This window comes from Nocardia sp. PE-7 (genome assembly GCF_030486425.1).
Classification (GTDB): Bacteria; Actinomycetota; Actinomycetes; order Mycobacteriales; family Mycobacteriaceae; genus Nocardia; species Nocardia salmonicida_A.
The window spans coordinates 5,470,036-5,491,621 of the sequence record NZ_CP129614.1 but is presented as its reverse complement, the minus strand read 5'-3'; the positions used below and the strand labels follow the sequence as shown (position 1 = coordinate 5,491,621).

General features: G+C 68.8%; 19 protein-coding genes. 14 read left to right on the top strand and 5 right to left on the bottom strand.

The features are described from left to right. The first annotated feature begins 147 nt into the window (after positions 1–147). The 4 genes from QX204_RS25815 to QX204_RS25800 all read left to right on the top strand — a co-directional run bounded on the left by QX204_RS25815 (position 148) and on the right by QX204_RS25800 (position 3,900). Positions 148–2,676, top strand: coding sequence for an AAA family ATPase (locus QX204_RS25815; protein ID WP_301902978.1), 2,529 nt, complete (start codon positions 148–150; stop codon positions 2,674–2,676). Positions 2,677–2,725: 49 nt separating this feature from the next. Continuing rightward, on the top strand, positions 2,726–3,151 hold the full coding sequence (locus QX204_RS25810; RefSeq protein WP_301902977.1) for a hypothetical protein: 426 nt from the start codon (positions 2,726–2,728) through the stop codon (positions 3,149–3,151). A 56-nt stretch (positions 3,152–3,207) separates the two neighbouring features. Further along, positions 3,208–3,606, top strand: a complete 399-nt coding sequence (locus QX204_RS25805; RefSeq protein WP_301908117.1) for a YchJ family protein — start codon at positions 3,208–3,210, stop codon at positions 3,604–3,606. Between the two features lie 78 nt (positions 3,607–3,684). Further along, on the top strand, positions 3,685–3,900 hold the full coding sequence (locus QX204_RS25800) for an Rdx family protein (protein ID WP_235569469.1): 216 nt from the start codon (positions 3,685–3,687) through the stop codon (positions 3,898–3,900). Positions 3,901–3,936: 36 nt separating this feature from the next. Here the strand turns inward: QX204_RS25800 and QX204_RS25795 are convergent, their stop codons facing one another. Beyond that, positions 3,937–4,158, bottom strand: coding sequence for an FmdB family zinc ribbon protein (locus QX204_RS25795; RefSeq protein WP_301902976.1), 222 nt, complete (start codon positions 4,156–4,158; stop codon positions 3,937–3,939). Between the two features lie 106 nt (positions 4,159–4,264). Here QX204_RS25795 and QX204_RS25790 point away from each other — a divergent pair, with 106 nt between their 5' ends. The 7 genes from QX204_RS25790 to QX204_RS25760 all read left to right on the top strand — a co-directional run bounded on the left by QX204_RS25790 (position 4,265) and on the right by QX204_RS25760 (position 15,155). After that, positions 4,265–5,392: an ROK family protein gene (locus tag QX204_RS25790; protein ID WP_301902974.1), complete on the top strand. Its 1,128-nt coding sequence runs from the start codon at positions 4,265–4,267 to the stop codon at positions 5,390–5,392. A gap of 172 nt (positions 5,393–5,564) precedes the next feature. Next, positions 5,565–6,608: an ABC transporter substrate-binding protein gene (locus tag QX204_RS25785; protein WP_301902972.1), complete on the top strand. Its 1,044-nt coding sequence runs from the start codon at positions 5,565–5,567 to the stop codon at positions 6,606–6,608. 8 nt (positions 6,609–6,616) lie between these two features. After that, entirely contained in the window at positions 6,617–7,456 is an 840-nt protein-coding gene (locus QX204_RS25780; protein ID WP_301908116.1) for an ABC transporter permease, read from the top strand. Next, entirely contained in the window at positions 7,432–8,172 is a 741-nt protein-coding gene (locus QX204_RS25775; protein WP_301902970.1) for an ABC transporter ATP-binding protein, read from the top strand. Before QX204_RS25780 ends, QX204_RS25775 begins: the two co-directional genes overlap by 25 nt. A 12-nt stretch (positions 8,173–8,184) precedes the next feature. Further along, positions 8,185–9,528 carry an LLM class flavin-dependent oxidoreductase gene (locus QX204_RS25770; RefSeq protein WP_301902968.1) on the top strand — a complete coding sequence of 448 codons (1,344 nt, stop codon included), beginning with the start codon at positions 8,185–8,187 and terminating at the stop codon, positions 9,526–9,528. Further along, the gene (locus tag QX204_RS25765) at positions 9,525–13,280 is read left to right on the top strand and encodes an ABC transporter ATP-binding protein (protein ID WP_301902966.1); all 3,756 of its coding nucleotides are present in this window, start codon (positions 9,525–9,527) and stop codon (positions 13,278–13,280) included. The genes QX204_RS25770 and QX204_RS25765 overlap by 4 nt, the downstream gene beginning before the upstream one ends. Before the next feature lie 297 nt (positions 13,281–13,577). Further along, positions 13,578–15,155, top strand: coding sequence for a carboxylesterase/lipase family protein (locus tag QX204_RS25760; protein ID WP_301902964.1), 1,578 nt, complete (start codon positions 13,578–13,580; stop codon positions 15,153–15,155). Here QX204_RS25760 and QX204_RS25755 read toward each other — a convergent pair. Then, positions 15,148–15,522 carry a winged helix-turn-helix transcriptional regulator gene (locus QX204_RS25755; protein ID WP_056815937.1) on the bottom strand — a complete coding sequence of 125 codons (375 nt, stop codon included), beginning with the start codon at positions 15,520–15,522 and terminating at the stop codon, positions 15,148–15,150. The two genes, QX204_RS25760 and QX204_RS25755, sit on opposite strands and share 8 nt — an antisense overlap. Positions 15,523–15,589: 67 nt before the next feature. Between QX204_RS25755 and QX204_RS25750 the strand changes: the two genes are divergently transcribed. Beyond that, the gene (locus tag QX204_RS25750; protein WP_301902962.1) at positions 15,590–16,240 is read left to right on the top strand and encodes a nitroreductase family protein; all 651 of its coding nucleotides are present in this window, start codon (positions 15,590–15,592) and stop codon (positions 16,238–16,240) included. A gap of 58 nt (positions 16,241–16,298) precedes the next feature. On the opposite strand, the gene QX204_RS25745 is transcribed toward QX204_RS25750, so the two are convergent. Genes QX204_RS25745 through rfbD form a run of 3 tightly spaced genes read right to left on the bottom strand, consistent with a single transcriptional unit; the run spans position 16,299 to position 19,182 of the window. After that, the gene (locus QX204_RS25745; RefSeq protein WP_301902960.1) at positions 16,299–17,378 is read right to left on the bottom strand and encodes a mannose-1-phosphate guanylyltransferase ManB; all 1,080 of its coding nucleotides are present in this window, start codon (positions 17,376–17,378) and stop codon (positions 16,299–16,301) included. A 35-nt stretch (positions 17,379–17,413) separates the two neighbouring features. Continuing rightward, positions 17,414–18,277, bottom strand: a complete 864-nt coding sequence (locus QX204_RS25740; RefSeq protein WP_301908115.1) for a glycosyltransferase family 2 protein — start codon at positions 18,275–18,277, stop codon at positions 17,414–17,416. Between the two features lie 53 nt (positions 18,278–18,330). Then, positions 18,331–19,182 carry a dTDP-4-dehydrorhamnose reductase gene (rfbD, locus tag QX204_RS25735; protein WP_301902959.1) on the bottom strand — a complete coding sequence of 284 codons (852 nt, stop codon included), beginning with the start codon at positions 19,180–19,182 and terminating at the stop codon, positions 18,331–18,333. A 224-nt stretch (positions 19,183–19,406) separates the two neighbouring features. Here rfbD and QX204_RS25730 point away from each other — a divergent pair, with 224 nt between their 5' ends. Together QX204_RS25730 and QX204_RS25725 are read left to right on the top strand one after the other, a co-directional pair. After that, positions 19,407–20,822 carry an LCP family protein gene (locus QX204_RS25730; protein WP_301908114.1) on the top strand — a complete coding sequence of 472 codons (1,416 nt, stop codon included), beginning with the start codon at positions 19,407–19,409 and terminating at the stop codon, positions 20,820–20,822. A gap of 3 nt (positions 20,823–20,825) precedes the next feature. Beyond that, positions 20,826–21,539 (top strand): TIGR03089 family protein, encoded by a 714-nt coding sequence (locus QX204_RS25725; RefSeq protein WP_301902958.1) that lies wholly within the window; start codon positions 20,826–20,828, stop codon positions 21,537–21,539. The last annotated feature ends 47 nt before the right edge of the window (positions 21,540–21,586 follow it).

Below are 21,586 nucleotides of genomic sequence, written 5' to 3'. Positions count from 1 at the left end.
CCCGCCGTGGCGCCGCGATGGCCATTCCACTCCCGCGGGCAGATTCGCTGAGGGGCCTGCGCATCCCCTGGGCGAACTTCCGGCGATCGGGTAGCGTTTCCATCAGGATCGCGGCGTCGCGCGCCGACGCGAAGGGGGATGTCGCCAGTGTGCTCGGATCGGATCGCCGAGGTGGTCGCGCGCGAGCTCGCCGCCGACCCGGCAGTGGAGGAACGGGTCGCCGAATGCGTGCTTGCCGCGCTCGCAACTGTCGACGGTGATTCGGCCGCAACGGATTCCGGTGATACCGGGGTCTTTCTGCGGTCGATCACCGTGCAGGGCTTCCGTGGGATCGGGCCCGCGGCGACGCTGCGATTGAATCCGGGGCCGGGGCTGACGCTGGTGGTCGGTCGCAACGGCAGCGGGAAGTCGAGTTTCGCCGAGGCCGCCGAATTCGCGTTGACCGGTGGAAATCGGCGTTGGGACGGCAGATCGACCGCATGGCGGGAGGGCTGGCGCAACCTGCACGAACCCGATACCGCCCGCATCGATGTCGAACTGCTCACGGCGGGCGAGGAGCCGCAGGTCTCGGTCGCCACCGTCTGGGACGAGAGTGCGGAACTGGCCGACGCGCGGTGGACCGAGCGGCGCGGATCCGAACCGGTGACCTCGGTGGACCCCCAGGGCCGGCGGCAACGGCTCGATCTGTACCGGCCGTTCCTTTCCTACAGCGAACTCGGCGCGCTCGTCGACGGGAAGCCGAGCGACCTGTTCGACGCGCTGCATCGCCTGCTCGGCCTCGACGAATTGGCCGCGGCGGCAGAGCAGATCAGACTGCGCAAGCTGGAACTCGAACGCGCCGTGAAGGATTCGCGCCAGTCCCACGCCGACCTGCTGGTCGAGCTCGCCGAGGCCGATGACGAACGCGCACACGGTGTGGCCGACCTGCTGCGCACCCCGGACCCCGATCTCGACGCGGTGGCGGGCGCGGTGGCCGACTCGGTCCTCGGCATCGACGGGCCCGAGGGTTTGCGCGCGATCCTGCGGCTGACCCTGCCCGATACCGCGCAGGTCGCCGCCGCGGCGGATCGGCTCGCCGAAGCGGCCCGGAACGTGGCGCGCCACGCGACCGTCGACACCGATGCCGATCTGCGAGTTCTCGCCTTGCTCACCCGGGCACGCGAACACGTCACCGCGTCGGGTTCGTGCCCGTGTCCCGTCTGCGGTCGCGACGAACTCGACGCCGACTGGATCACCGCCGCAGATTCCGAAATCGCCTACCGGACTGAGGAACTCGCCGCCCTCCAAGCGGCCACGGCGGAGTTCGACGCCGCTCTCGTGGCGGCCCGCAACCTACCGGCAGCGCTGCCGATCGAGCTCGGCTCGGCGTCCGCGGGCCGTGTCGGCGCGGCAAGCCGCTCGCATCCGGCGCCGACCTCCGAACCGACAGCGCGCCGAGCCGATCACCCCGCGGGGCCCTCTGGTGCGTCCACTGCCGCGGACTCGTTGCCTGAGCGGCGCGAAATCGTAGGGCGGCTCTGGTCGGAGTGGGCCGAGGTCACCACCGCCGACGAGGATCAGCTCCCGGATCGGTTGCGCACGATCCATGCCGAGCTCACCGTGGAACTCGGTGCACTGCAACGAGATACGCGGACCGAGCTGGATCGCCTGGATACGGTGTGGTCGCCGCTGGTCCCGCGCATTCTCGCCTGGCTCGACCCCGCCCGCGCCGTCGCCGACCACGCGAGCGAACTGCGGGTCGTGAAGAAGGCGGCCGACTGGCTCAAGTCGGCGACGGCGACGATCCGCGAGGAGCGGATGCGGCCGCTGGAGACCACGGCGCGCTGGGTGTGGAGCACCCTGCGCCAGCAGAGCAATGTGGAGCTGGGCGCGATTCGGTTGCAGGGCAGCGCGGGGACGGCGCGGCGGGTGCTGCTCGATGTCACCGTCGACGAAGTGGACGGCGCGGCGCTCGGGGTGATGAGTCAGGGGGAGCTGCACGCGCTCGGGCTCTCACTGTTCCTGCCGCGGGCCACGGTGGCGCACAGCCCTTTCCGATTCGTGATGATCGACGACCCGGTGCAGGCGATGGATCCCGCGAAGGTCGACGGGCTGGCCAGGGTGCTCGCCGAGGTGGCGGCATCGCGGCAGGTAGTGGTGTTCACCCATGACGAGCGCCTGGCCGAGGCGGTGCGCCGCATGCAGCTCGACGCGACCGTGCTCGAAGTCCAGCGTCGCGAGCGTTCGATCGTCGAGGTCAGAGTGACCGGTGACCCGGTCCGCCGCTATCTCGACGACGCCCGATCCCTGCTCCGCACACCGCAACTGCCCGCCGCCATCGCCGACGAACTCGTCGCGACCTGTTGCCGTTCGGCGATCGAGGCGGCCGGGCTGGCGAAGGCCCGCCAGGAACTACTGGCGGGCGGCCTCGAACACGGCGAGGTGGAGCGGCGCGTGCGCAACGCGCACACCACCCGCGCCATGATCACCCTCGCGATCATGGGCGTCGGCGCCCGCGTGGACGACCTGAACAAGCACCTGAGCGCGGTCGGCGGACGCTGGCTCGTCGGCGTCCTACGCGACGCCACCGCGGGAGCGCACGTGCCGATCGATCGTCCGATGCGGGAATTGATCAGTGACACCGAACGATTCATCACCTGGCTGCGAGCCCACGAGCCGAACGCGGTGCGAACATGAGCGGCTCGGCCGGATCGCCGCGTGGTCTCGCCGGTGCGGTGAGGCCGTCGTGAATCGTCGTGCCAGGCCCGCTCGCGCGAAGTTCAGCCCGCGGCCGTCGGTGGCTCAGCGGCTGGAAGCGGCCGAGAATCTGCTGGACGGGTCGGTGTCGGATGCCGGCGGGGTGTGGTCGCGGGCGGTGGCGTGGATTCTGCGGTTGGCGCTCGAGCAGGCGGTGGATCAGCTGTGGGCGCAGGTGGCGCCGGAGCTGATGCGGTGTCCGATGCGGGCTCAGCTGCTCGCGCTGCGGGTGTACGCCGGGTCCGAGACCGCTGGTCAGGTCGGTGCGTTGTGGGCGGCGCTGTCGCGGGCGGCACATCATCTCGACTACGAGATGGCGCCGAGTGTCACCGATCTCCGGCGTTGGCGCGATCAGACCGCTGAGCTGGCGCGAGCGCTGGAGCTCGCGCCCCTGGCCCACCAACCGTTCGGGTGATCGGCGGCGGTCATGGTGGACCTGGGGTGCACGGGGTGGCCGCCGGGTCCGGCAGGATGGGCGGCATGGGTGAAGTGAAACCGTGTCCGTGCCGCCGTGGCGAGCCGTTCGATGCCTGCTGCGGCCCGATCCTGGCCGGGGACAAGCCCGCGCCGACCGCGGAAACGCTGATGCGCTCGCGCTACACCGCCTATGTCGTGGGCGATGTGGACTATCTGCTGCGCTCCTGGCATCCCAGCACCCGTCCCGCCGACCTCGAACTCGACGCGGACCAGCGCTGGCTGTTCCTCGAGATCGTCGGCACCCAGCGCGGCGGCCTGTTCGACGACAACGGCACCGTCGAATTCATCGCCCACTACAAGCTCGACGGCACGCGCGACGCGATGCACGAGCTGAGCACCTTCGTCCGGGTCGACGGCGCGTGGGTCTATCTCGACGGCACGTTCCAGGCCTGAACCAGGGATACTGCTGACGTGCCCCGCATCGCGATCGAGTACTGCACCCAATGCCGCTGGCTGCTCCGGGCGAGCTGGATGGCGCAGGAACTGCTCACCACGTTCGCCACCGAACTCGGCGAGGTGGCGCTGGTTCCGGGCCAGGGCGGCATCTTCCGCATCACCCTCGACGGCGAACAGCTCTGGGAACGCAAGGCCGACGGCGGCTTTCCCGACATCGCCGTCCTCAAACAGCGGGTCCGCGACCGGATCGCCCCCGAGCGCGACCTCGGCCACTCCGACCGCCGCGACTGACGTCCGACCGGCGGCCGTGGACTCCGGTCGACGAGGTCAGCAGCAGCCGCCGCCACCGCAGCAACCGCCGCCTGCCGGACGGGGTGCGGGTGCTGGGCTCGGCGCCGACCCGCGTCCCACCGCGGCGAAGGTGGTGAGCAGTTTGACGGTGTCGTCGTGGCCCGCGGGGCACGTGGCGGGGTCGGAGGACTGCGCCATCGGCCGGTTGACGTCGAACGTGTCGCCGCAGGAACGACACCGGAAGCTGTAGTTCGGCATCGGCCAAGTGTAAGGGCCGAGGCTTGTGATCACGGTGCGCCGAAGGCTTCGCCGTGGCCGCCGCGCTCCGTACCGTGAGCGAACGGCGGTGATGGCGAGGTGGCGCATGACGAACAGTAGCGCGGGGGCGGTATTGCGGGCGGTGCTCGACCTCGGGTCGGCACCGCGCAGCGTGGTGGCCAGGCACGCCGGGGTCTCACCGGCCACGGTCACCTGGCAGAGCCGGGCGCTGGTCGAGGCGGGACTGCTCGTCGAGCTGCCGGAGTCGCCAGGGCCGGGCGGCGTGGGCAGGCCGCACAGCCCGATCGCCTTGGACACCGCGGGCAATGTGGTGATCGCGGTGCATATCGCGGCGGTGCAGATCACCGTCGCGGTGGTCGACATCGCCGGTTCGGTGCTCCACAGCGAGCAGGTGCCCCATCGCACCCATGCCCCTTACGACATCCTCGACGCGGTGCTCGAGCGAGTGCGCGCGGTCGGGGCGAACCTGCCGGACCACGTGCGGATCCGCGGGCTCGGAGTGGCGATCGGCGGTCGCGTCGACACCGCCACCGGTTCGGTCGTCGAACACTCCTATCTGCGCTGGCGAGATGTGCCGGTGCGCGAATACCTCAGTGCCCGAACAGGTTTACCCGTCAGCGTGGACAGCCATACCCGCGCGACGGTGCACGCCGAACAGCTCTACGGACGGTTGCGCGGCTCGGCGAGTTCGATCGTGCTGTTCGTCGGCAATGTCATCGACGCCGCCATCGCCGTGCACGGCCGCGTCCACTGTGGGCCGCATTTCGGGGCGGGCTCGATCGCTCGATTACTCGGCACCACCGACAGATTCGCACTCGACGCACTCGGTGACCACGCGTTGCTGGCCCGCGCCGAGACCGTCCGCCGATTCGACAGCTTCCCCGAGTTGGTCGCGGCGGCCGCGGCGGGCGGCCCGGAACGCGAGTACTTCATCGAGCGTGCCACGGTGATGGGTGAGGTCGCCGCGGCGCTGATCGATCTGATCGACCCGGAAGCCTTGGTGCTGATCGACCGCGGGCTGATCACGGTGCCCGGCGTTCGGGAAGCCTACGACGAGGCGGTGCGCGCCCACTCTATGATCGGCGCCGACCCCGCCGAGGTGATCTTCGCGTCGACCTTCCCCGGGCAGGTGCTGGTGATGGCCGCTGCCGGGGTGGTGTTGCAGGAAGTGTTCAGTGATCCACTGAGCACGGTTGTCGCGCAAGCAGTTTGATTCGTGGTTATTTTAAGGCAGTCGAATATTGACCGGAAGCGGCGGCACACGCGACAGTTGACACTATGAACAAAATGCAGTCCGGCGTCGCCCGGGTTACGTCGGATGTGCTGTGTTGTCGCGGTTCGAATTCCGTCGCCGATAATTCTTCGATCAAATCCGGGAAATCACCTTGCGTAAAAGTATTCGACGAATAGCACTTCTCGCCGCAGCGACTTCGCTGCTCGCGGTCTCCTGCGCCACCGGCGACCAGGACGGCGCCGCGCTGACGAGCCCGCTGCCCACCGAGGTCCCCGCCGGGGTCTCGCTCGCGGTCGCGGCCAATACCGCCAAAGTGGCGCTGACCGCGTCGGGAGAACTGAGCAAACTGCCGTTCACGGTGTCGTCGTGGCCCGCCGTACAGGCCGGTCCCGATGTCATCCAGGCCTTCCGCGGCGGTTCGGTGGACCTCGCCACCAATGCGGGCATTCCGCCGATCCACGCGCACGCCAGCGGTCTCGACGCGAAGATCGTCGGGATCAAGGTGCGCTCGACCCCGCTGTACAAGCTGGCCACCGCCCCCGGATCGAACTTCACCGGCCTCGATGGGCTGCGCGGGAAGAAGATCGGCTTCTCGCCGGGTCAGGCGCAGGGGCTGGTGGTGTTGCGCACCCTGAAGGCGGCGGGCATCCGCACCGACGAGGTGCAGCTCGTGGAGCTGCCCAGCACGAAGTTCCTCACCGCCCTGCAGGCCAAGGAAATCGACGTCGCCCCGTTCGGCGAACCGACGCTGACCAAGTACCTCGACAAGTATCGCGTCGACGGCGCCACCGCGATCGACACTCCCGCCGTCGACGCGCTGACCGTGCTGTGGGCGCCGACCTCGGTGTTGCGTGACGACAGCAAAGCCGCCGCCGTGGCCGAATTCGTGAAATTCTGGGCACGCGGCGAAGTCTGGGCCTGGGAGCACCCCACGGAATGGATCGACGCGTACTACGTCAAGGATCAGACGGTGTCGGTCGAGGACGGCAAACGCATTATCGCCACGACGGAAAAGCCGTATTTCCCGGAGAATTGGAACGAGGCGATCATCTGGGAACAGGAGACGATCGATCTGGTGACCAAAGCAGGTTTCTTCGGTAATTCCTTCCCCGCTGAAGAACTGTTCGACCGCCGATTCGAGAAGATCGCGTTCGACGCGGTGTCGGCGACGTATCGCACCAAGGGGCAGCAGTGACGATCACACTGTCTCGCACCGCGATTCCGGTCTCCGCGCCGTCCGGTGACGGATTCGTCGAGCGGCGCGCCCTACGCCGACTCGGCCTGCGCAAGGCCGTCCCCGCCGCCCGCCTGTTCGGCGTGATCCTGGTGGTCGCGGCATGGGCCGCCGGCTCACTGCTCGAACTGATCGACCCGCGCAAACTGTCGGCGCCGTGGACCGTCCTGCAAACCGGGTGGGAACTACTGGTCGACGGTCCGCTGCTGGCCAACCTGGGGGTGTCGCTGCAACGGGTGTTGATCGGCATGGTCCTCGGTGTGCTCATCGGCACCACTCTCGCCGTGATCGCGGGCCTTTCCCGGTGGGGTGAATCGCTCATCGACGGTCCGGTCCAGATCAAACGGGCCATTCCCACCCTCGGCCTGATTCCGCTGATGATCCTGTGGCTCGGTATCGGCGAGGAATTCAAGCTCGTGCTCATCACCTTGGGCGTGGTCGTGCACATGTACATCCAGACCCACGCCTCACTCACCACGATCGACCAGAAGCTGGTGGAACTCTCCGAGGTGCAAGGGGTTTCGCGCGCGGAGTTCATTCGCAGCGTGGTACTGCCGGGATCGCTGCCCGGCTTCTTCCTCGGACTGCGGATGTCGGTCACCAGTGCTTGGCTGGTGCTGATCGTGGTCGAGACGGTCAACGCCATCGACGGTCTCGGCAAGATGATGTCGAACGCGCAGAACTACGGACAGGCCGATGTGATCCTGGTCGGCTTGGTCGTCTACGCGATCTTCGGCTTGGCCTCGGATTCGGCGATCCGTCTGGTGGAACGGAGGGTGCTGTCATGGCGACGCACTATCGCGGGGTGAACGAGACCGAGGTCACCGGGGTCGAGGTTCGTTCGCTGACTCGCAAATTCGGTGACCGCACGGTGCTCGATTCGATCGACTTGACCATCGCGCCCGGCCAGTTCGTCGCGCTGCTGGGACGCAGCGGCTCCGGCAAGAGCACGTTGCTGCGGGCACTGGCCGGACTCGACTACGACGTCGAGGGTGAGGGCACACTGCGGATACCGGCGAAAACCTCGGTGGTGTTCCAGGATTCGCGACTGCTGCCCTGGCAGCGGGTGCTGCCCAATGTGCTCTACGGACAGCCGAGAACACGCCGCGCCGCGGCCGAGCAGGTACTCGCCGAAGTAGGACTCGCGGGCCGCGAACGCGCCTGGCCGAGGGAACTCTCCGGTGGCGAGCAGCAACGGGTCTCGCTGGCCCGCTCGTTGGTCGGCGAACCCGATCTGCTCCTGGCCGACGAACCCTTCGGCGCGCTCGACGCGCTCACCCGGATCAAGATGCACGCCCTGTTGCGGGACCTGATCAGCAGGCACCGCCCGACCGTCTTGTTGGTCACCCACGATGTCGATGAGGCAGTCGCCCTGGCCGACCGGGTGATCGTGCTCGACGACGGACGCCTCTCGCTCGACATCCCGGTCGAGTTGAACGGCGTGCGCGATCCGAGCCTGCCCGCGTTCGGGCGCATTCGTCACACTCTGCTCACCGCACTCGGCGTCGCCGAACACGCGGCCTGAAAGGCGCTTCTCATGTCGAAACACCTGCACCTCAACGCTTTTCTGATGTCGGTCGGCCACCACGAAGCGGCCTGGCGGCTGCCCGAGAGCGATCCGCACGCCCACACCGATATCAACTACTACGTCCGCCTCGCCCAGACCGCCGAGCGCGGCAAGCTCGACTCGATCTTCTTCGCCGACAGCCCGGTACTGATGGGTGACCCCGGCCGCAGGCCCAGCGGAAAGCTCGAGCCGACCGTCATCCTGACCGCGGTCGCCGTGCAGACGAGCCGGATCGGTCTCATCGCCACGGCCTCCACCAGCTACAACGACCCCTTCAACCTCGCCCGCCGTTTCGCCTCCGTGGACTGGGCGAGCAACGGCAGGGCAGGCTGGAACATCGTCACCACCGCGGGCGCCGACGCGGCCCGCAACTTCGGCCTCGACGACACCCCCGACCACCGGCTGCGCTACGAGAAGGCCGCCGAATTCGTCGACGTGGCAACGAAACTGTGGGACAGCTGGGACGACGACGCGGTGCTGGCCGACAAGGAACTCGGCATCCACACCGACGCCTCGAAGGTGCGCAAGATCCTGCACCACGGCGAGCACTTCCGGGTGGACGGTCCGCTGAACCTGCCGCGTTCCCCGCAGGGATATCCGCTGCTGGTGCAGGCCGGATCCTCGGAGGACGGCAAGGAATTCGCCGCCCGCTACGCCGAGGCCGTGTTCACCGCGCAGCAGACCCTCGACGACGCCAAGGCCTTCTACACCGACCTCAAGGCGCGCACCGTCGCCGCTGGCCGCGACCCGGAGTCCATCAAGATCCTGCCCGGCATCGTCCCGATCATCGGCGACACCGAGGAGCAGGCCAGGGAGCTGGACGAGGAACTGGCCCGGCTGATCTCGCCCGAGTACGCGCGCAAGCAGCTCGCCGAGCGTTTCAAGCTGCCCGTCGACGAGCTCGATCTGGACAGCGAACTGCCCGAGGACCTGCCCACCGAGGACGACATCGAGGGCGCCAAGAGCCGCTTCACGCTGATCGTGAATCTGGCCCGGCGCGAACGACTCACCCTGCGTGAGCTGATCGCCCGACTGGGCGGCGGCCGTGGGCACCGCACCTTCGCCGGCACCGCGGTTCAGGTGGCCGACGCCATCGAAGACTGGTTCCGGCAGGGCGCCGCCGACGGCTTCAACATCATGCCCGCGGTGCTGCCGTCGGGTCTGGAGCGCTTCGTCGACGAGGTGGTCCCGATTCTGCAGGAGCGCGGCCTGTTCCGCACCGAGTACACCGAGACCACGCTGCGCGGCCACTACGGTCTCGCGCGCCCGGCCAACCAGTACGACGACGCGGACGCGCTCGTGGCCGCCCGATGAGATCGGATTGGATCCGCTACCTGACCCGCCGCTGTCTCGAGCACCGGCGGCTGGTGATCATCAGCTACACCGGTGCGTTGGCGGCGGCGCTGCTCACCGCGGCGCTGCCACTGGTGGTACGGCATGTGGTCGACACCCTCAGCGCCACGGCGGCCTCGGTGACGCCGTGGGTGGTGCTGTTGCTGGTGATCGGCGCGGCCAGGTTCGGGTCGTCGTACGCGCGCCGGGTGGCCTCCTCGGAACTGTCGCTCGGGGTGCAACACGACCTGCGCCGTGACCTGTTCGCCGCGCTGCTGCGGCTCAACGGGCGTGAGCAGGCGCAGTTGCGCACCGGGCAGGTGGTGAGCAGGGCGATCACCGATGTCACGTTGATCCAGATGTTCCTGCAGCTCATCCCGATGATCGCGGGCAATGTGGCGCTGCTGTTCGCGGTGCTGGTGCTGATGACGGTGATGTCGCCGACGCTGACCCTGATCGCGCTGGTCGTGCTGCCGGGGCTGTGGATCGTCACCCGGCGCAGCCAGCGGCAGCTGTTCCCCGCGAACTGGGACGCGCAGGCGCGGGCCGCCGAGGTGGCGATGCAGGTCGAGGCCGCGGTGGCCGGTGTGCGGGTGGTGAAGGGCTTCGGGCAGGAACAGTACGAACTGGAGCAGCTGAGTGCGCGTGCGCGCGTGCTCTACCGGTCGCGGTTGCGGGTCGCCCGGATCACCAGCCGGTTCACCCCGGTCGTGCAGGCGGTGCCCGCGGCGGGGCAGGCGCTGATCCTGGTCGTCGGCGGGTTGCTCGCGCTGCGTCAATCCATCACGCTCGGCACGTTTCTCGCGTTCATGACCTATCTGAGCGCGTTCGTCGGGCCGGTGCGGCAGTTCTCGATGTTGCTCACCGTGAGTCAGCAGGGCAAGGCGTCACTGGACCGGGTGCGCGAGGTGATCGAAGCGCCCGACGACGCGGGCGCGGTGCCTGGTGCGGCGGGGACACGAGGCGCCGACGCACCGCAGGTGGCCGAAGCCGCCGAGCCGCCGTCGATCGAATTCGACGGGGTCGGTTTCGGTTTCGACGACATCCCGATCCTGAACGGCCTCGATCTGCGGATCGGTTCCGGCGAGACCGTCGCCATCGCGGGTGGGGCGGGCAGCGGCAAGACGATTCTGGTGTCGCTGTTGCCCGCGCTGCTCGAACCCGATTCGGGCGCGGTGCTTTTCGACGGCGTCGATCTGCGCGAGCTGCCCGATCCACGCGCTCAGGTGGCGATGGTCTTCGAGGACACGCACCTGATGGCCGACTCGATCCGCGCCAATGTCGCCTACGGCAGGCCCGACGCGAGCGACGAACAGGTCTGGCACGCGCTGTATCTCGCCGCCGCCGACGAGTTCGTCACCGCGTTGCCGCAGGGCATCGACACCACCATCGGCGAACGTGGACAACGACTCTCGGGTGGGCAGCGTCAGCGCATCGCGCTGGCCCGCGCCCTGCTCACCGAGGCGCCGGTGCTGGTGCTCGACGACGCGACCTCGGCCATCGATGCCCAGGTGGAGGAGCAGATCTACCAGCGGATCGGCGCCGAGCTGCGCAAGCGCACGACCATCGTTGTCGCGCATCGGATCTCGACGCTCTCGCTCGCCGATCGGGTCGCTGTCCTCGACGGCGGGCGGGTCGCCGAACTGGGCACGCTGCGCGAATTGCAGCAGTCCGGTGAGCTGTTCCGTGCCCTGTTCACCCCGCCCGAGGTCGTCGGCATCGGCTCCGATCCGCACCGCGACACCACCCGCGTCGCCACCGAGGAACTCTGGGTGGCACCGGAAGTCGACTCCGACGACGACCGCACCATGGAGCACCTGGCCAAGGCATTCGCGCGTCGATCGGCGGGCGCGCCCGCGGGTCCGCCCGGTGCCGTGGGCGGGGGCATGATGGCGAGTGTGCCACCGAGCGGCGATATCGTCGCCCTGCTCGATCGGCTGCCGCCGGTGTCCGGGGAACCCGAGGTCGACCCGTCGTTCTCGCATACTCCCGACACCGCCTTCTCGCTGCCGCGACTGCTGCGCCCGTTCACCTGGCCGCTGCTCGCCGGGCTCGGCCTGGTCGGACTCGATGCCATCGCCCAGGTGCTGATCCCGTTCCTGGTGCGCTACGGCATCGACCACGGGGTGCTCGCCGGTGCGCGCGACGTGGTGATCGGCGCGGCCGCGCTGGCGATCGTGGTCGTGGTGGTGGACTGGGCGATCAGCGTGGCCCAGGTGCGGGTCACCGGGCGCGTCGGCGAACGGTTGCTCTACGGGCTGCGCGTGAAGACGTTCGCCCACCTGCAACGCCTCGGCCTGCAGTACTACGAGCGCGAGCTCGGCGGCCGGATCATGACCAGGATGACCACCGACGTGGACGGTCTGTCGGCGTTCCTGCAGACCGGCCTTGCCACCGCGCTCACCAGCACGGTCACCATCGCGGGCGTGGTCGCCGCGCTGCTGGTGATCGACGCGGGGCTCGCCGTGGTCGTCCTCGTGCTGCTGCCGGTGCTCGGCGTGGCGACCGTGGCCTTCCGGCGCGCGTCGGTGCCCGCCTACAACCTGGCCAGGGAGCGCGTGAGCGCGGTCAACGCCTACCTGCAGGAGAACGTCGACAACATCACCGTCACCCAGGCGTTCCGCCGGGAGGCGGTGAACCAGACCGAGTTCGAGAGCCGGTCGTGGGCCTACCGCGACGCGCGGCTGCGCTCGCAGGTGCTGATGGCGGTGTTCTTCCCGTGCATCGAACTGATGTCGGTGATCGCCACGGCCGCGGTGCTCGCCGTGGGTGTGCACCAGGTCCGCGACGATGTGCTCACCGCGGGCACGCTGATCGCGTTCCTGCTCTACATCGAATTGCTGTTCGCCCCGATCCAGCAGCTCTCGCAGGTATTCGACAGCTATCAACAGGCGGTGGTGGGTGTCGACCGCATCGGTGAACTGCTGCGCACGCCGGTCGACACGCCGGAAGCCGCCGATCCGCTCCCGGTGACCAGCCTCGACGGGGCGATCGAACTGCGCGCGGTGAGCTTCGGGTATTCGTCGCGGGCGCGCACCGTGCTCGACGGGCTCGACCTGCGGATCGAGCCGGGCCAGAAGGTCGCGCTGGTGGGCGAGACCGGCGCGGGCAAGTCGACCCTGGTCAAGCTGCTCGCCAGGTACTACGACCCGACCGAGGGCGCGGTGCTCGTCGACGGGGTCGACATCCGCCGGTTCCGGTTGCGTGACTTCCGCAAACGCCTCGGTGTCGTTCCGCAGGAGCCGTTCCTGTTCGGCGATACCGTGCGCGAGGCCATCGCCTACGGCAATCCCGAGGCCGAACCCGCCGAGATCGAGTGGGCCGCCCGTGCTGTCGGTGCGCACGAGATGATCGCGGCGCTCGAACACGGCTACTACCAGCCGATCGGGGCGCACGGGCGCAGTCTGTCGGCCGGACAGCGTCAGCTGCTCGCGCTGGCCAGGGCACAGCTGATCGATCCCGACATCCTCATCCTGGACGAGGCCACCGCCTCACTGGATCTGGCCACCGAGGCCCGCGTGCGCGCCGCGGTGGACGTGCTGACCGCGGGCCGCACCACGATCGTCGTCGCGCATCGGCTCGCCACCGCCGCCGACGCGGATCTGATCGCGGTGGTCGGCGCGGGCAAGCTGGTGCAGGTCGGTGCCCATGCCGAGCTGGTCGGCGTCGACGGCCCGTATCGGCGGCTGTGGGCCGCCTACGTCGGCGACGAGGCACAGCGCATTTCCAGCTAACCGACGCGAGGTCGGCTGTCATCCGGTGTGGCGAGATCCGGATGGCAGCCGACCCCGGTTTCCCCGGAGACCGGACTGGGTCGGCATTCGTCGCCGAATCCGCGCCGTGACCGCCGTGTGACGTCGCGAAACCGGGCTTTCTCCTGTACCGCGAAGTAACTGTTACCTGCGGAAATGGCGCGTAGGGCGCGCGTTCGGGCCGTACGCACGTACTCTCGTAGGAAGTCACCAGGTGCTTCGACCAGCGGGAGCAAATACACAGGTACCCGTGCGGTCATGCCGGCTAGGAGGTGTGCGATGAGCATTCAGCCCGATTTCGATCCGGACACGCGGGCCCACGATGCCGACCCACTGGCACAGACCGACTACGGATTGGTCAGTGGAACCTGGGATGGGCCGGTCGCCGTCTGGCGCAGCATTCCCTATGCGACCGCGCCCGCCGGGCCCGCTCGATTCGCGGTGCCCGAGCCCCCGAAGCCATGGGACGGGGTGCGTGAGTGCGTGGTCTTCGGCGATATCGCACCGCAGACGATGGGTGCGATGGTGCCGGTGGATTCGGACCTGCAGATGGGCGAGGACTGTCTGTGGGTGAATGTCTGGTCGCCGCGGCCCGAACCGAGCGACGACGCGCCGCGTCCGGTGATGGTCTGGTTGCACGGGGGCGCCTACTGCCTCGGCACCGCCGCCCAAACAATCTACGACGGGCGCAAGCTCGCCGAGGCGGGCGACGTGGTGGTCGTCTCGGTGAACTATCGGCACGGGGTGCTCGGCTTCCTCGATCTGTCCTCGTTCGGTGAGCAGTTCACCGCGAACCTCGGCCTGCACGATCAGCTAGCCGCGCTCGCGTGGGTGCGCGATAACATCGCCGCGTTCGGCGGCGACCCGGGCAATGTGACCCTCTTCGGGGAGTCCTCGGGCGCGGGATGCGTCACCGCGCTGCTCACCTCACCCGCCGCGGCCGGACTGTTCCACAAAGCGATCGCCCAGAGTCCACCCGCCACTACGGTGTTCGGCCAGGAACGGGCCGCGGTCGTCGGGCAGCGCTATCTGGAACTGCTCGAACTCGGGCCGGGCGAGGCGAATCGGCTGCTGGAGTTGCCGATCGAACGGCTGGTCGAGGTCGGGGCGGTGCTGCTGGACGAGGTGCCGATCAAGGAACCGGGCAGACTCGCCGCCGCGCCGGTGGTCGACGGAAATCTGTTGCCGGGCTACCCGATCGACCGATTCCAGCAGGGGCGTTCGCATCGCGTGCCGTTGCTGATCGGCACCAATCGCGATGAGGCGTCGCTGTTCCGGGTGCTGCGCTCGCCGATCATGCCGGTGACGCCCGACGCGGTGAACGCGATGCTGCGCGATGTCGCAGCCTCGCATCCGGAGATGGCGCCCGAGCGGATCGCCGAGATCACCTCGGCCTACCCTGATCTCACCAAAACCCGTGGGGCGCTGGCGATGTCGACCGATGCTGCGTTCCGGATGCCCGCGGCCTGGGTCGCTGAGGGGCATGCTCAACATTCGCCGACCTGGATGTATCGCTTCGACTACGCCACCCCGATGTTGAAGGCGGCCAGGGTCGGAGCGGGTCACGCCACCGAATTGCCTTATGTATTCGGCAATTTCGGCACTTTGAACCACGACCCCACCTTCTGGCTGGGCGGGCGCAAAGCCTCGCTCGCGGTCTCCGGCCGCATGCAGCGGCGCTGGCTGGCCTTCGCCGAACACAGCGTGCCCGCCGCGCTCGACGGCTCCAAACACTGGCCCCACTACCGCCCCACTGCCCGCACCACCCTGCTCATCGACACCATCGACCGCATCGTGGACAACCCGGACGCCGACCTGCACACCGCATGGGGCGACCAAGCCGTCGGCTTCAGCTAGCGGCGGCGCGGGCGCGCTCGATCTCGTTGATGTGGGTTTCGGTCCATTGCCGCAGCGCGGTGATCGGTTCGGCGAGGCTGCGACCCAGCGCGGTGAGTTCGTATTCGACCCTGGGCGGAATGGTGGGATACGCGGTGCGCGTGACGAATCCGTCGGCTTCGAGACCGCGCAGCGTCTGGGTGAGCATTTTCTGGGAAACGCCCTCGATGCGTCGGCTGAGGTCGGTGTAGCGCTGCGTGCCGTCGAGGAGCGCGTCCACCACCAGGATCGTCCATTTGCCTGCGATGTGATCGAGCACCTGGCGGGTCGGGCACTTCGCCGAGTAGGCGTCGGCGGGCAGGCCGGAGGACTCCACGAAGGTTGTCATCGGGGGATAGTAACGCACTATTTAGTGCCTACTTCCCAATGGAGAGTGACTCTCCGATAGTTGGTGCATGACATCCAAGATCTTGTCGGTCGCCGAAGCGATCCGCACCCGACGCACTGTCCGCCACTACCGTCCGGATCCGGTCTCGGCGACCGATCTCGAGGCACTGCTCGATCTCGCCATCGAGGCGCCGACCAGCTGGAACCTGCAGGACCGGGCCATTGTCGCGATCACGAGCGAGGCGGGCAGGGCCGGTCTGGTCCGGGCGACCGGTGGCCAACCCCAAGCGCGCGAGGCGCCGGTGATGCTGGTCTTCGTCGCCGAACCGGAGTCCTGGCGCGAGGACCACACCGACGTGTACGACCAGGCCCGCGGCAACGGCGCGTGGTCGGAGGAGTTCGTCGCGATGTTCGCCACGGCTTCGCGGGAGTTCCAGGACGATCTCGCCCGGCGGGGATTGCTGCGTGAATACGCGGTCAAGGACGCGATGATCGCGGCGACCTATGTGATGCTGGCGGCGACCGAGCTGGGCCTTGCCACCGCACCGATGAACGGCTGGGACGAAGCGAAGGTGAAGCAGACGATCGGGATCGGCGATCGGGACGATCTCGCGGTCGCCCTGCTGATGGCGGTCGGTCATCCGGCCGAGCGACGCCGTCATCCGGGTCGCCGGGCCAGGGAGCGCACTGTCTTCCGCGAGGCGTACGGGCGCGGGTGAACAGCACGACGCCGGGCCACCGACCGAGGGAATCGGCGGGGACCCGGCGTCGTACGGATCAGACGTCGGTGGAGAAGCGGATGCCGCCGTCGGGGATGACCACGCCGGGCCACACGCGGGCGCCACGCAGGAGTTCGCAGCGGGCGCCGACGTTGGCGCCGTCACCGATCACCCCGTCGCGCACCAGCGCGCGGGGACCGATGCGAGCGCCGAAGCCGATGATGGAGCGTTCGACCGTGGCGCCTGCCTCGACCACCGCGCCGTCGAAGATCACCGCGCCGTCCAGTCGCGCACCCGCGCCGATTTCCGCGCCGCGACCGACCACGGTCCCGCCGATGAGCAGCGCGCCCGGCGCCACGCCCGCGCCGGGATGCACGAGGGACTCACCGCGCTGGCCGGGGAGCGCGGGGGAGGGAGCGATCCCGCGGACCAGGTCCGCGGAGCCGCGCACGAAGTCCTCCGGGGTGCCCATGTCGCGCCAGTAGGAGGCGTCGACGTGGCCCTGCACGCGGGCGCCCTCGGCCAGCAGCGCGGGGAAGACCTCGCGCTCCACCGAGACCGGACGACCGGTGGGGATCTTCTCGATGTATTCGCGGCGGAACACATAGCAACCGGCGTTGATCTGGTCGGTCGGCGGATCCTGGGTCTTCTCCAGGAACGCGGTGACCCGGCCGCTGTCGTCGGTCGGCACGCAGCCGAAGGCGCGCGGGTCGCTGACGCGGACCAGGTGCAGGGTGACGTCGGCGTTGGTCGACTCGTGGGTGTCGAGGATCGCGCCCAGGTCGGTGCCGCCGAGAACGTCGCCGTTGAACACCATCACGTTGTCCGCGCGCAGCTTGGGCAGCACATTGCGGATACCGCCGCCGGTGCCCAGCGGTTCGGTCTCGGTCACGTACTCCAGGTCGAGGCCCAGTTCGGAGCCGTCACCGAAGTGCTCTTCGAAGACCTCGGCCTTGAAGGAGGTGCCGAGCACCACGTGGGTGATCCCGGCCTCGGCGATCCTGGCCAGCAGGTGGGTCAGGAACGGCAGCCCGGCTGTCGGCAGCATGGGCTTGGGCGCCGAGAGGGTGAGCGGACGCAGCCGCGTGCCCTGTCCGCCGACGAGGATGACCGCGTCGGTGCCTGCATTGCCTGCCATCGAGTTTCCCCTGTTCACAGTGGACCGGCGCCTACTCAGGCGCCGGTTCGCGCTTTCTCACGCAGCGCCGATCGAACCGCAATCCGGGAGCGAACCGCAAGTCCGGCCCGCAGCGCACCTCGCAACGGCGCCTGCCACCAGTGCGGATGCCGGTCCGCCTGGAAGCGGTACGCGCTGGCGTGGTGGGCGGGCAGCATCAATTCGGGATGCTTGCCCGCGGCGTGGCCCTTGGCGTGGGTCACCTCGGCGTCCGGGACGAAGACATTGTGCCAGCCCGCCTTGCCCATGCGGTCGCCGAAGTCCACGTCCTCCATGTACATGAAGTAGCGCGAGTCGAAACCGTCGATGGTGTCGAACGCGGCGCGGCGCACCAGCAGGCAGGAGCCGGACAGCCAGCCGACCACCCGCTCGGAGATCTGCTCGTTCTCCTGGCGGTAGCGCATCGACCAGGGGTTCTTCGGCCAGACCGAGCCGAGGATCGCGTGGCCCGCGCCGTCGGCGAGGCCGGGGACGCGGCGTGCGGACGGGTAGATACTGCCGTCGGGCTCCCGGACCATCGGCCCGAAGGCGCCCGCGCGCGGCCAGCGCTTCGCCGCCTCGAGCATCGTGTCGATGGAGTCGACGCCCCAGCGGATGTCCGGGTTGGCCAGGATCACGAACTCGATCGACGGATCGATCTCGGCGACGGCGCGGTTGATGGCGCCGCCGTAGCCGATATTGCCGCCGGTGTGCAGCAGCGTCACGTGCGAGTTGGCCTCGGCGACGAGTTCGGGAACGCCGTCGGTCGACCCGTTGTCGGCCAGGATCACCTGCGGCTTCTCGGTGGTCGCGTCGGCCAGGGTGGTGATGAAGTGCTCGAGGTGCTCACCCGGTGAATAGGTCACCGTGACCACGGCAATGCCGGCGGGGGCTGAAGAATCGGCTGAGTCTGCTGCGTTCACGACTGCGGAGCCTAGTCGGACAACCGGCTCAGTGTGTCGGTGAGTGCGATACGCCAGGGGCGAAGCGGGGTGAGTCCTGCCCCGTCCCAAGCTGCGGGAGACAGCACCGAATACGCCGGGCGCGGTGCGGGTCTGGGGAACTCGCTGGACGCGCACGGCAGTACCCGGGTCGGGTCGGCGCCGAGCTCGGTGAAAACCGCCGCGGCGAGGTCGAACCAGGTGGCGGTGCCGGAATTGGTGGCGTGCAGCACAGCGGGTGCGTCGGGTCGGGTACTCAGTTCCAGCAGCGCGGCGGCGAGGTCGGCGGCGCTGGTGGGGGAGCCGAGCTGGTCGTTCACCACGGTGACGGTGTCGCGTTCGGCCTCCAGCCTGCGCATGGTCGCGACGAAATCCCCCTCGACACCGCCGTACACCCACGCGGTGCGCACGACGTGGGCGCCCAGTTCGAGCACAGCCCGCTCACCGGCGAGCTTGGACTGCCCGTAGACCGAGGCCGGTCCGGTCGGGTCGCCGGGTTCATACGGTGTCGTGGCGGTGCCGGGGAAGACGTAGTCGGTGGACACGTGGATCAGCCGCGCGCCCGCCGCGGCGCAGGCGGCGGCGAGTACCGCCGGTCCGGTCGCGTTGGCGGCGAAGGCGGCCTCGACATCGGTTTCGGCGGCGTCCACCGCGGTGTAGGCCGCGCAGTTGATCACCACGGCGCGGGGCGTGAGGACAGCGTCGACGGCCGCGCGGTCGGTGATGTCGAGATCGGCCCGCCCGAAGCCACGCGCAGCGGGTGCCAGGCGCAGGATCTCTCGCCCCAGCAGGCCACGCGCGCCGGTTACGATCAGAGGAGCGGGGGCGCGGAAATCGGCATTCACGCGGCCAGTCTGGCACGCCGGGACACCTGCGGTTGGGCCCGAGTGTGGTAACTGTTGGTTAGCCTGTGAAGGCCGGTGTCCGTGGACGAGCCCGGGCTGATGACAAGGCGGTATTGCCGGGGGTGCAGCTGTCCGGGCGCGGAGTTCGTCGAGAGGATGCACGAGTGCGAGAGTCGACAAGGCCGGTCAGCGCGCCCACGGGCGCCTTCGGTCCGGCCAAACTGATGGTGGCGATCTCGGCGGTGTTGGTGCTGGCACTCACCGGATTCGCTTGGCGCAGTGTCGACAACCTGATCGCCAATATCGACCGGATCGGCGGCCTCGGCCTCGGTGGTGAGCGCGACGGCGCCGTCGACATCCTGCTCGTCGGTGTCGACAGCCGCACCGACGCGCACGGCAACCCCCTCACCAAAGCCGAACGCGCCATGCTGCACGCGGGCGACGAGGTGGGCACCAACACCGACACCATCGTGCTGATCCGCGTGCCCAACGACGGCCGCTCGGCTACCGCGATCTCCATTCCGCGCGACGCCTACGTCGATATCGGCGGCCAGGGCAAGGCCAAGATCAACTCCGCGTACGGCTCGACCAAGGAGACCGAACGCGCCGAACTGCTCGCCGACGGCAAGTCCGAGGCCGAGGCCGAACGCGCGTCGACCAAGGCGGGTCGACAGGCCCTCATCAAATCGGTGGCCACCCTGACCGGCATCACCGTCGACCACTACGCCGAGGTGAGTCTGCTCGGCTTCGTGCTGCTCACCGACTCGGTCGGCGGGGTCGAGGTGTGCCTGAATCAGGCGGTGGACGAACCCATGTCGGGCGCGGACTTCCCGGCCGGGCGTCAGCGCCTCGACGGTCAGGAGGCCCTGAGCTTCGTGCGTCAGCGCCATGATCTCGAGCGCGGTGATATCGACCGGATCGTGCGTCAGCAGGTGTTCATGGCGCAACTGGTCGGCCAATTGCTCAATGCCAAGATCCTCGCCAATCCGGGCAAGCTCAGCGAGATCAGCGAGGCGGTCGGGCGCACCGTCGTGCTCGACGAGGACTGGGACGTGCTGGCGTTTCTGCAGCAGCTCAAGGATCTGTCCGGCGGCAAGGTGGAATTCGAGACCATTCCCGTCTCCGACCTCAACAGCATGACCTCGGCGGGGGAGTCGGTGGTCAAGGTCGACCCGAAGACGGTGCAGAGTTTCGTCGCCGGGCTCGTGGGGGAAGAGGAGCAGGAAGAGTCCGCGCCGAAGATCGACACCTCGACGGTGACGGTGAGCGTGCTCAACGCGGGTGGCGCCACCGGTCTCGCGGGCAAGGTGTCGGCGGCCTTGACGAGCAAAGGATTCAGAGAAGGCACGGTCGGCAACTACACCGGCGGCACCGTGAGCTCGAGTCGCGTGCTGGCCGCCGATGCCGCCGATCCGAAGGCGGTGGCGGTCGCCGAGGCGCTCGGTGGCCTGACGGTGGTCGCCGATACGACAGTGTCGGCGGATACGGTGAGCGTGGTATTGGCGAGCGACTACTCTGGTCCCGGCTCGGCCGCGGCAGGCATGTTCGATCTCGACGCGACATCCTCGGCGACCGCGACACCGATACCGCCCGCCCCGCCGATCGACGCAGGCCAGAACGGACCGAAATGTGTGAATTGACCCATGCGTGAGCCGAACTCGACCCTGACCGACGCTCTCCTCGACCCGATCCTCGAACGCGATCCCGCCGGACCCCGCGTCACCTGGTACGACGACGCCACCGGCGCGCGGATCGAACTCTCCGGGCTGACGTTGGCCAACTGGGCCGCCAAGACCGCGAACCTGATCCGTGACGAATTCGCGCTCACCCCCGGCGCCAGGGTGGCGGTGCTGTTGCCCGCGCACTGGCAGACCGCCGCGGTGCTGCTCGGATGCTGGTGGGCGGGAACCGAAGTGGTGCTCACCCCCGACCCCGATGCCGACCTCGCGCTGGTCACCCCCGACCGGATCGACGACGCCGACGGTGTCGGCGAGGTGGCGGTGCTGTCGCTGGACGCGATGGGAACGCCGGTGCGTGATCTGCCGGTCGGCGTCACCGATTTCGCGACCGCGGTGCGGGTGCACGGTGATCAGTTCCTGCCCGGCGGCTTCCGGGCCGCGCTCGACGGCCTCTCGGTGAACGAAGTACTGACCGCGGCCCGCAAATCCGCCGCGCTGCAAGGGTTCTCCGCCGGCGACCGGGTGCTGTCGAGTACGCCGTGGGAGACGGTGCAGGAAGTGATCGACGGGTTCGTCTCGGTGTTGTTCGCCGGGGCTTCGCTGGTGCAGGTCGTCAATCCCGATCCGGCCGGTGTCGAACATCGGGTCGTCACCGAGAAGGTGACCGTCCGGCGCTGACTCCTACCCAGGTATAGGTTCGGGTCCGCCTCGGGGACGTGTCGCGT

Bases quoted from the DNA above. Each gene is read 5' to 3' on its own strand.
- QX204_RS25805 (WP_301908117.1), top strand. From the start codon at position 3,208: ATGGGCGGCATGGGTGAAGTGAAACCGTGTCCGTGCCGCCGTGGCGAG.
- QX204_RS25800 (WP_235569469.1), top strand. From the start codon at position 3,685: ATGGCGCAGGAACTGCTCACCACGTTCGCCACCGAACTCGGCGAGGTG.
- QX204_RS25795 (WP_301902976.1), bottom strand. From the start codon at position 4,158: ATGCCGAACTACAGCTTCCGGTGTCGTTCCTGCGGCGACACGTTCGAC.
- QX204_RS25790 (WP_301902974.1), top strand. From the start codon at position 4,265: ATGACGAACAGTAGCGCGGGGGCGGTATTGCGGGCGGTGCTCGACCTC.
- QX204_RS25775 (WP_301902970.1), top strand. From the start codon at position 7,432: ATGGCGACGCACTATCGCGGGGTGAACGAGACCGAGGTCACCGGGGTC.
- QX204_RS25770 (WP_301902968.1), top strand. From the start codon at position 8,185: ATGTCGAAACACCTGCACCTCAACGCTTTTCTGATGTCGGTCGGCCAC.
- QX204_RS25765 (WP_301902966.1), top strand. From the start codon at position 9,525: ATGAGATCGGATTGGATCCGCTACCTGACCCGCCGCTGTCTCGAGCAC.
- QX204_RS25760 (WP_301902964.1), top strand. From the start codon at position 13,578: ATGAGCATTCAGCCCGATTTCGATCCGGACACGCGGGCCCACGATGCC.
- QX204_RS25755 (WP_056815937.1), bottom strand. From the start codon at position 15,522: ATGACAACCTTCGTGGAGTCCTCCGGCCTGCCCGCCGACGCCTACTCG.
- QX204_RS25750 (WP_301902962.1), top strand. From the start codon at position 15,590: ATGACATCCAAGATCTTGTCGGTCGCCGAAGCGATCCGCACCCGACGC.
- QX204_RS25745 (WP_301902960.1), bottom strand. From the start codon at position 17,378: ATGGCAGGCAATGCAGGCACCGACGCGGTCATCCTCGTCGGCGGACAG.
- QX204_RS25730 (WP_301908114.1), top strand. From the start codon at position 19,407: ATGGTGGCGATCTCGGCGGTGTTGGTGCTGGCACTCACCGGATTCGCT.
- QX204_RS25725 (WP_301902958.1), top strand. From the start codon at position 20,826: ATGCGTGAGCCGAACTCGACCCTGACCGACGCTCTCCTCGACCCGATC.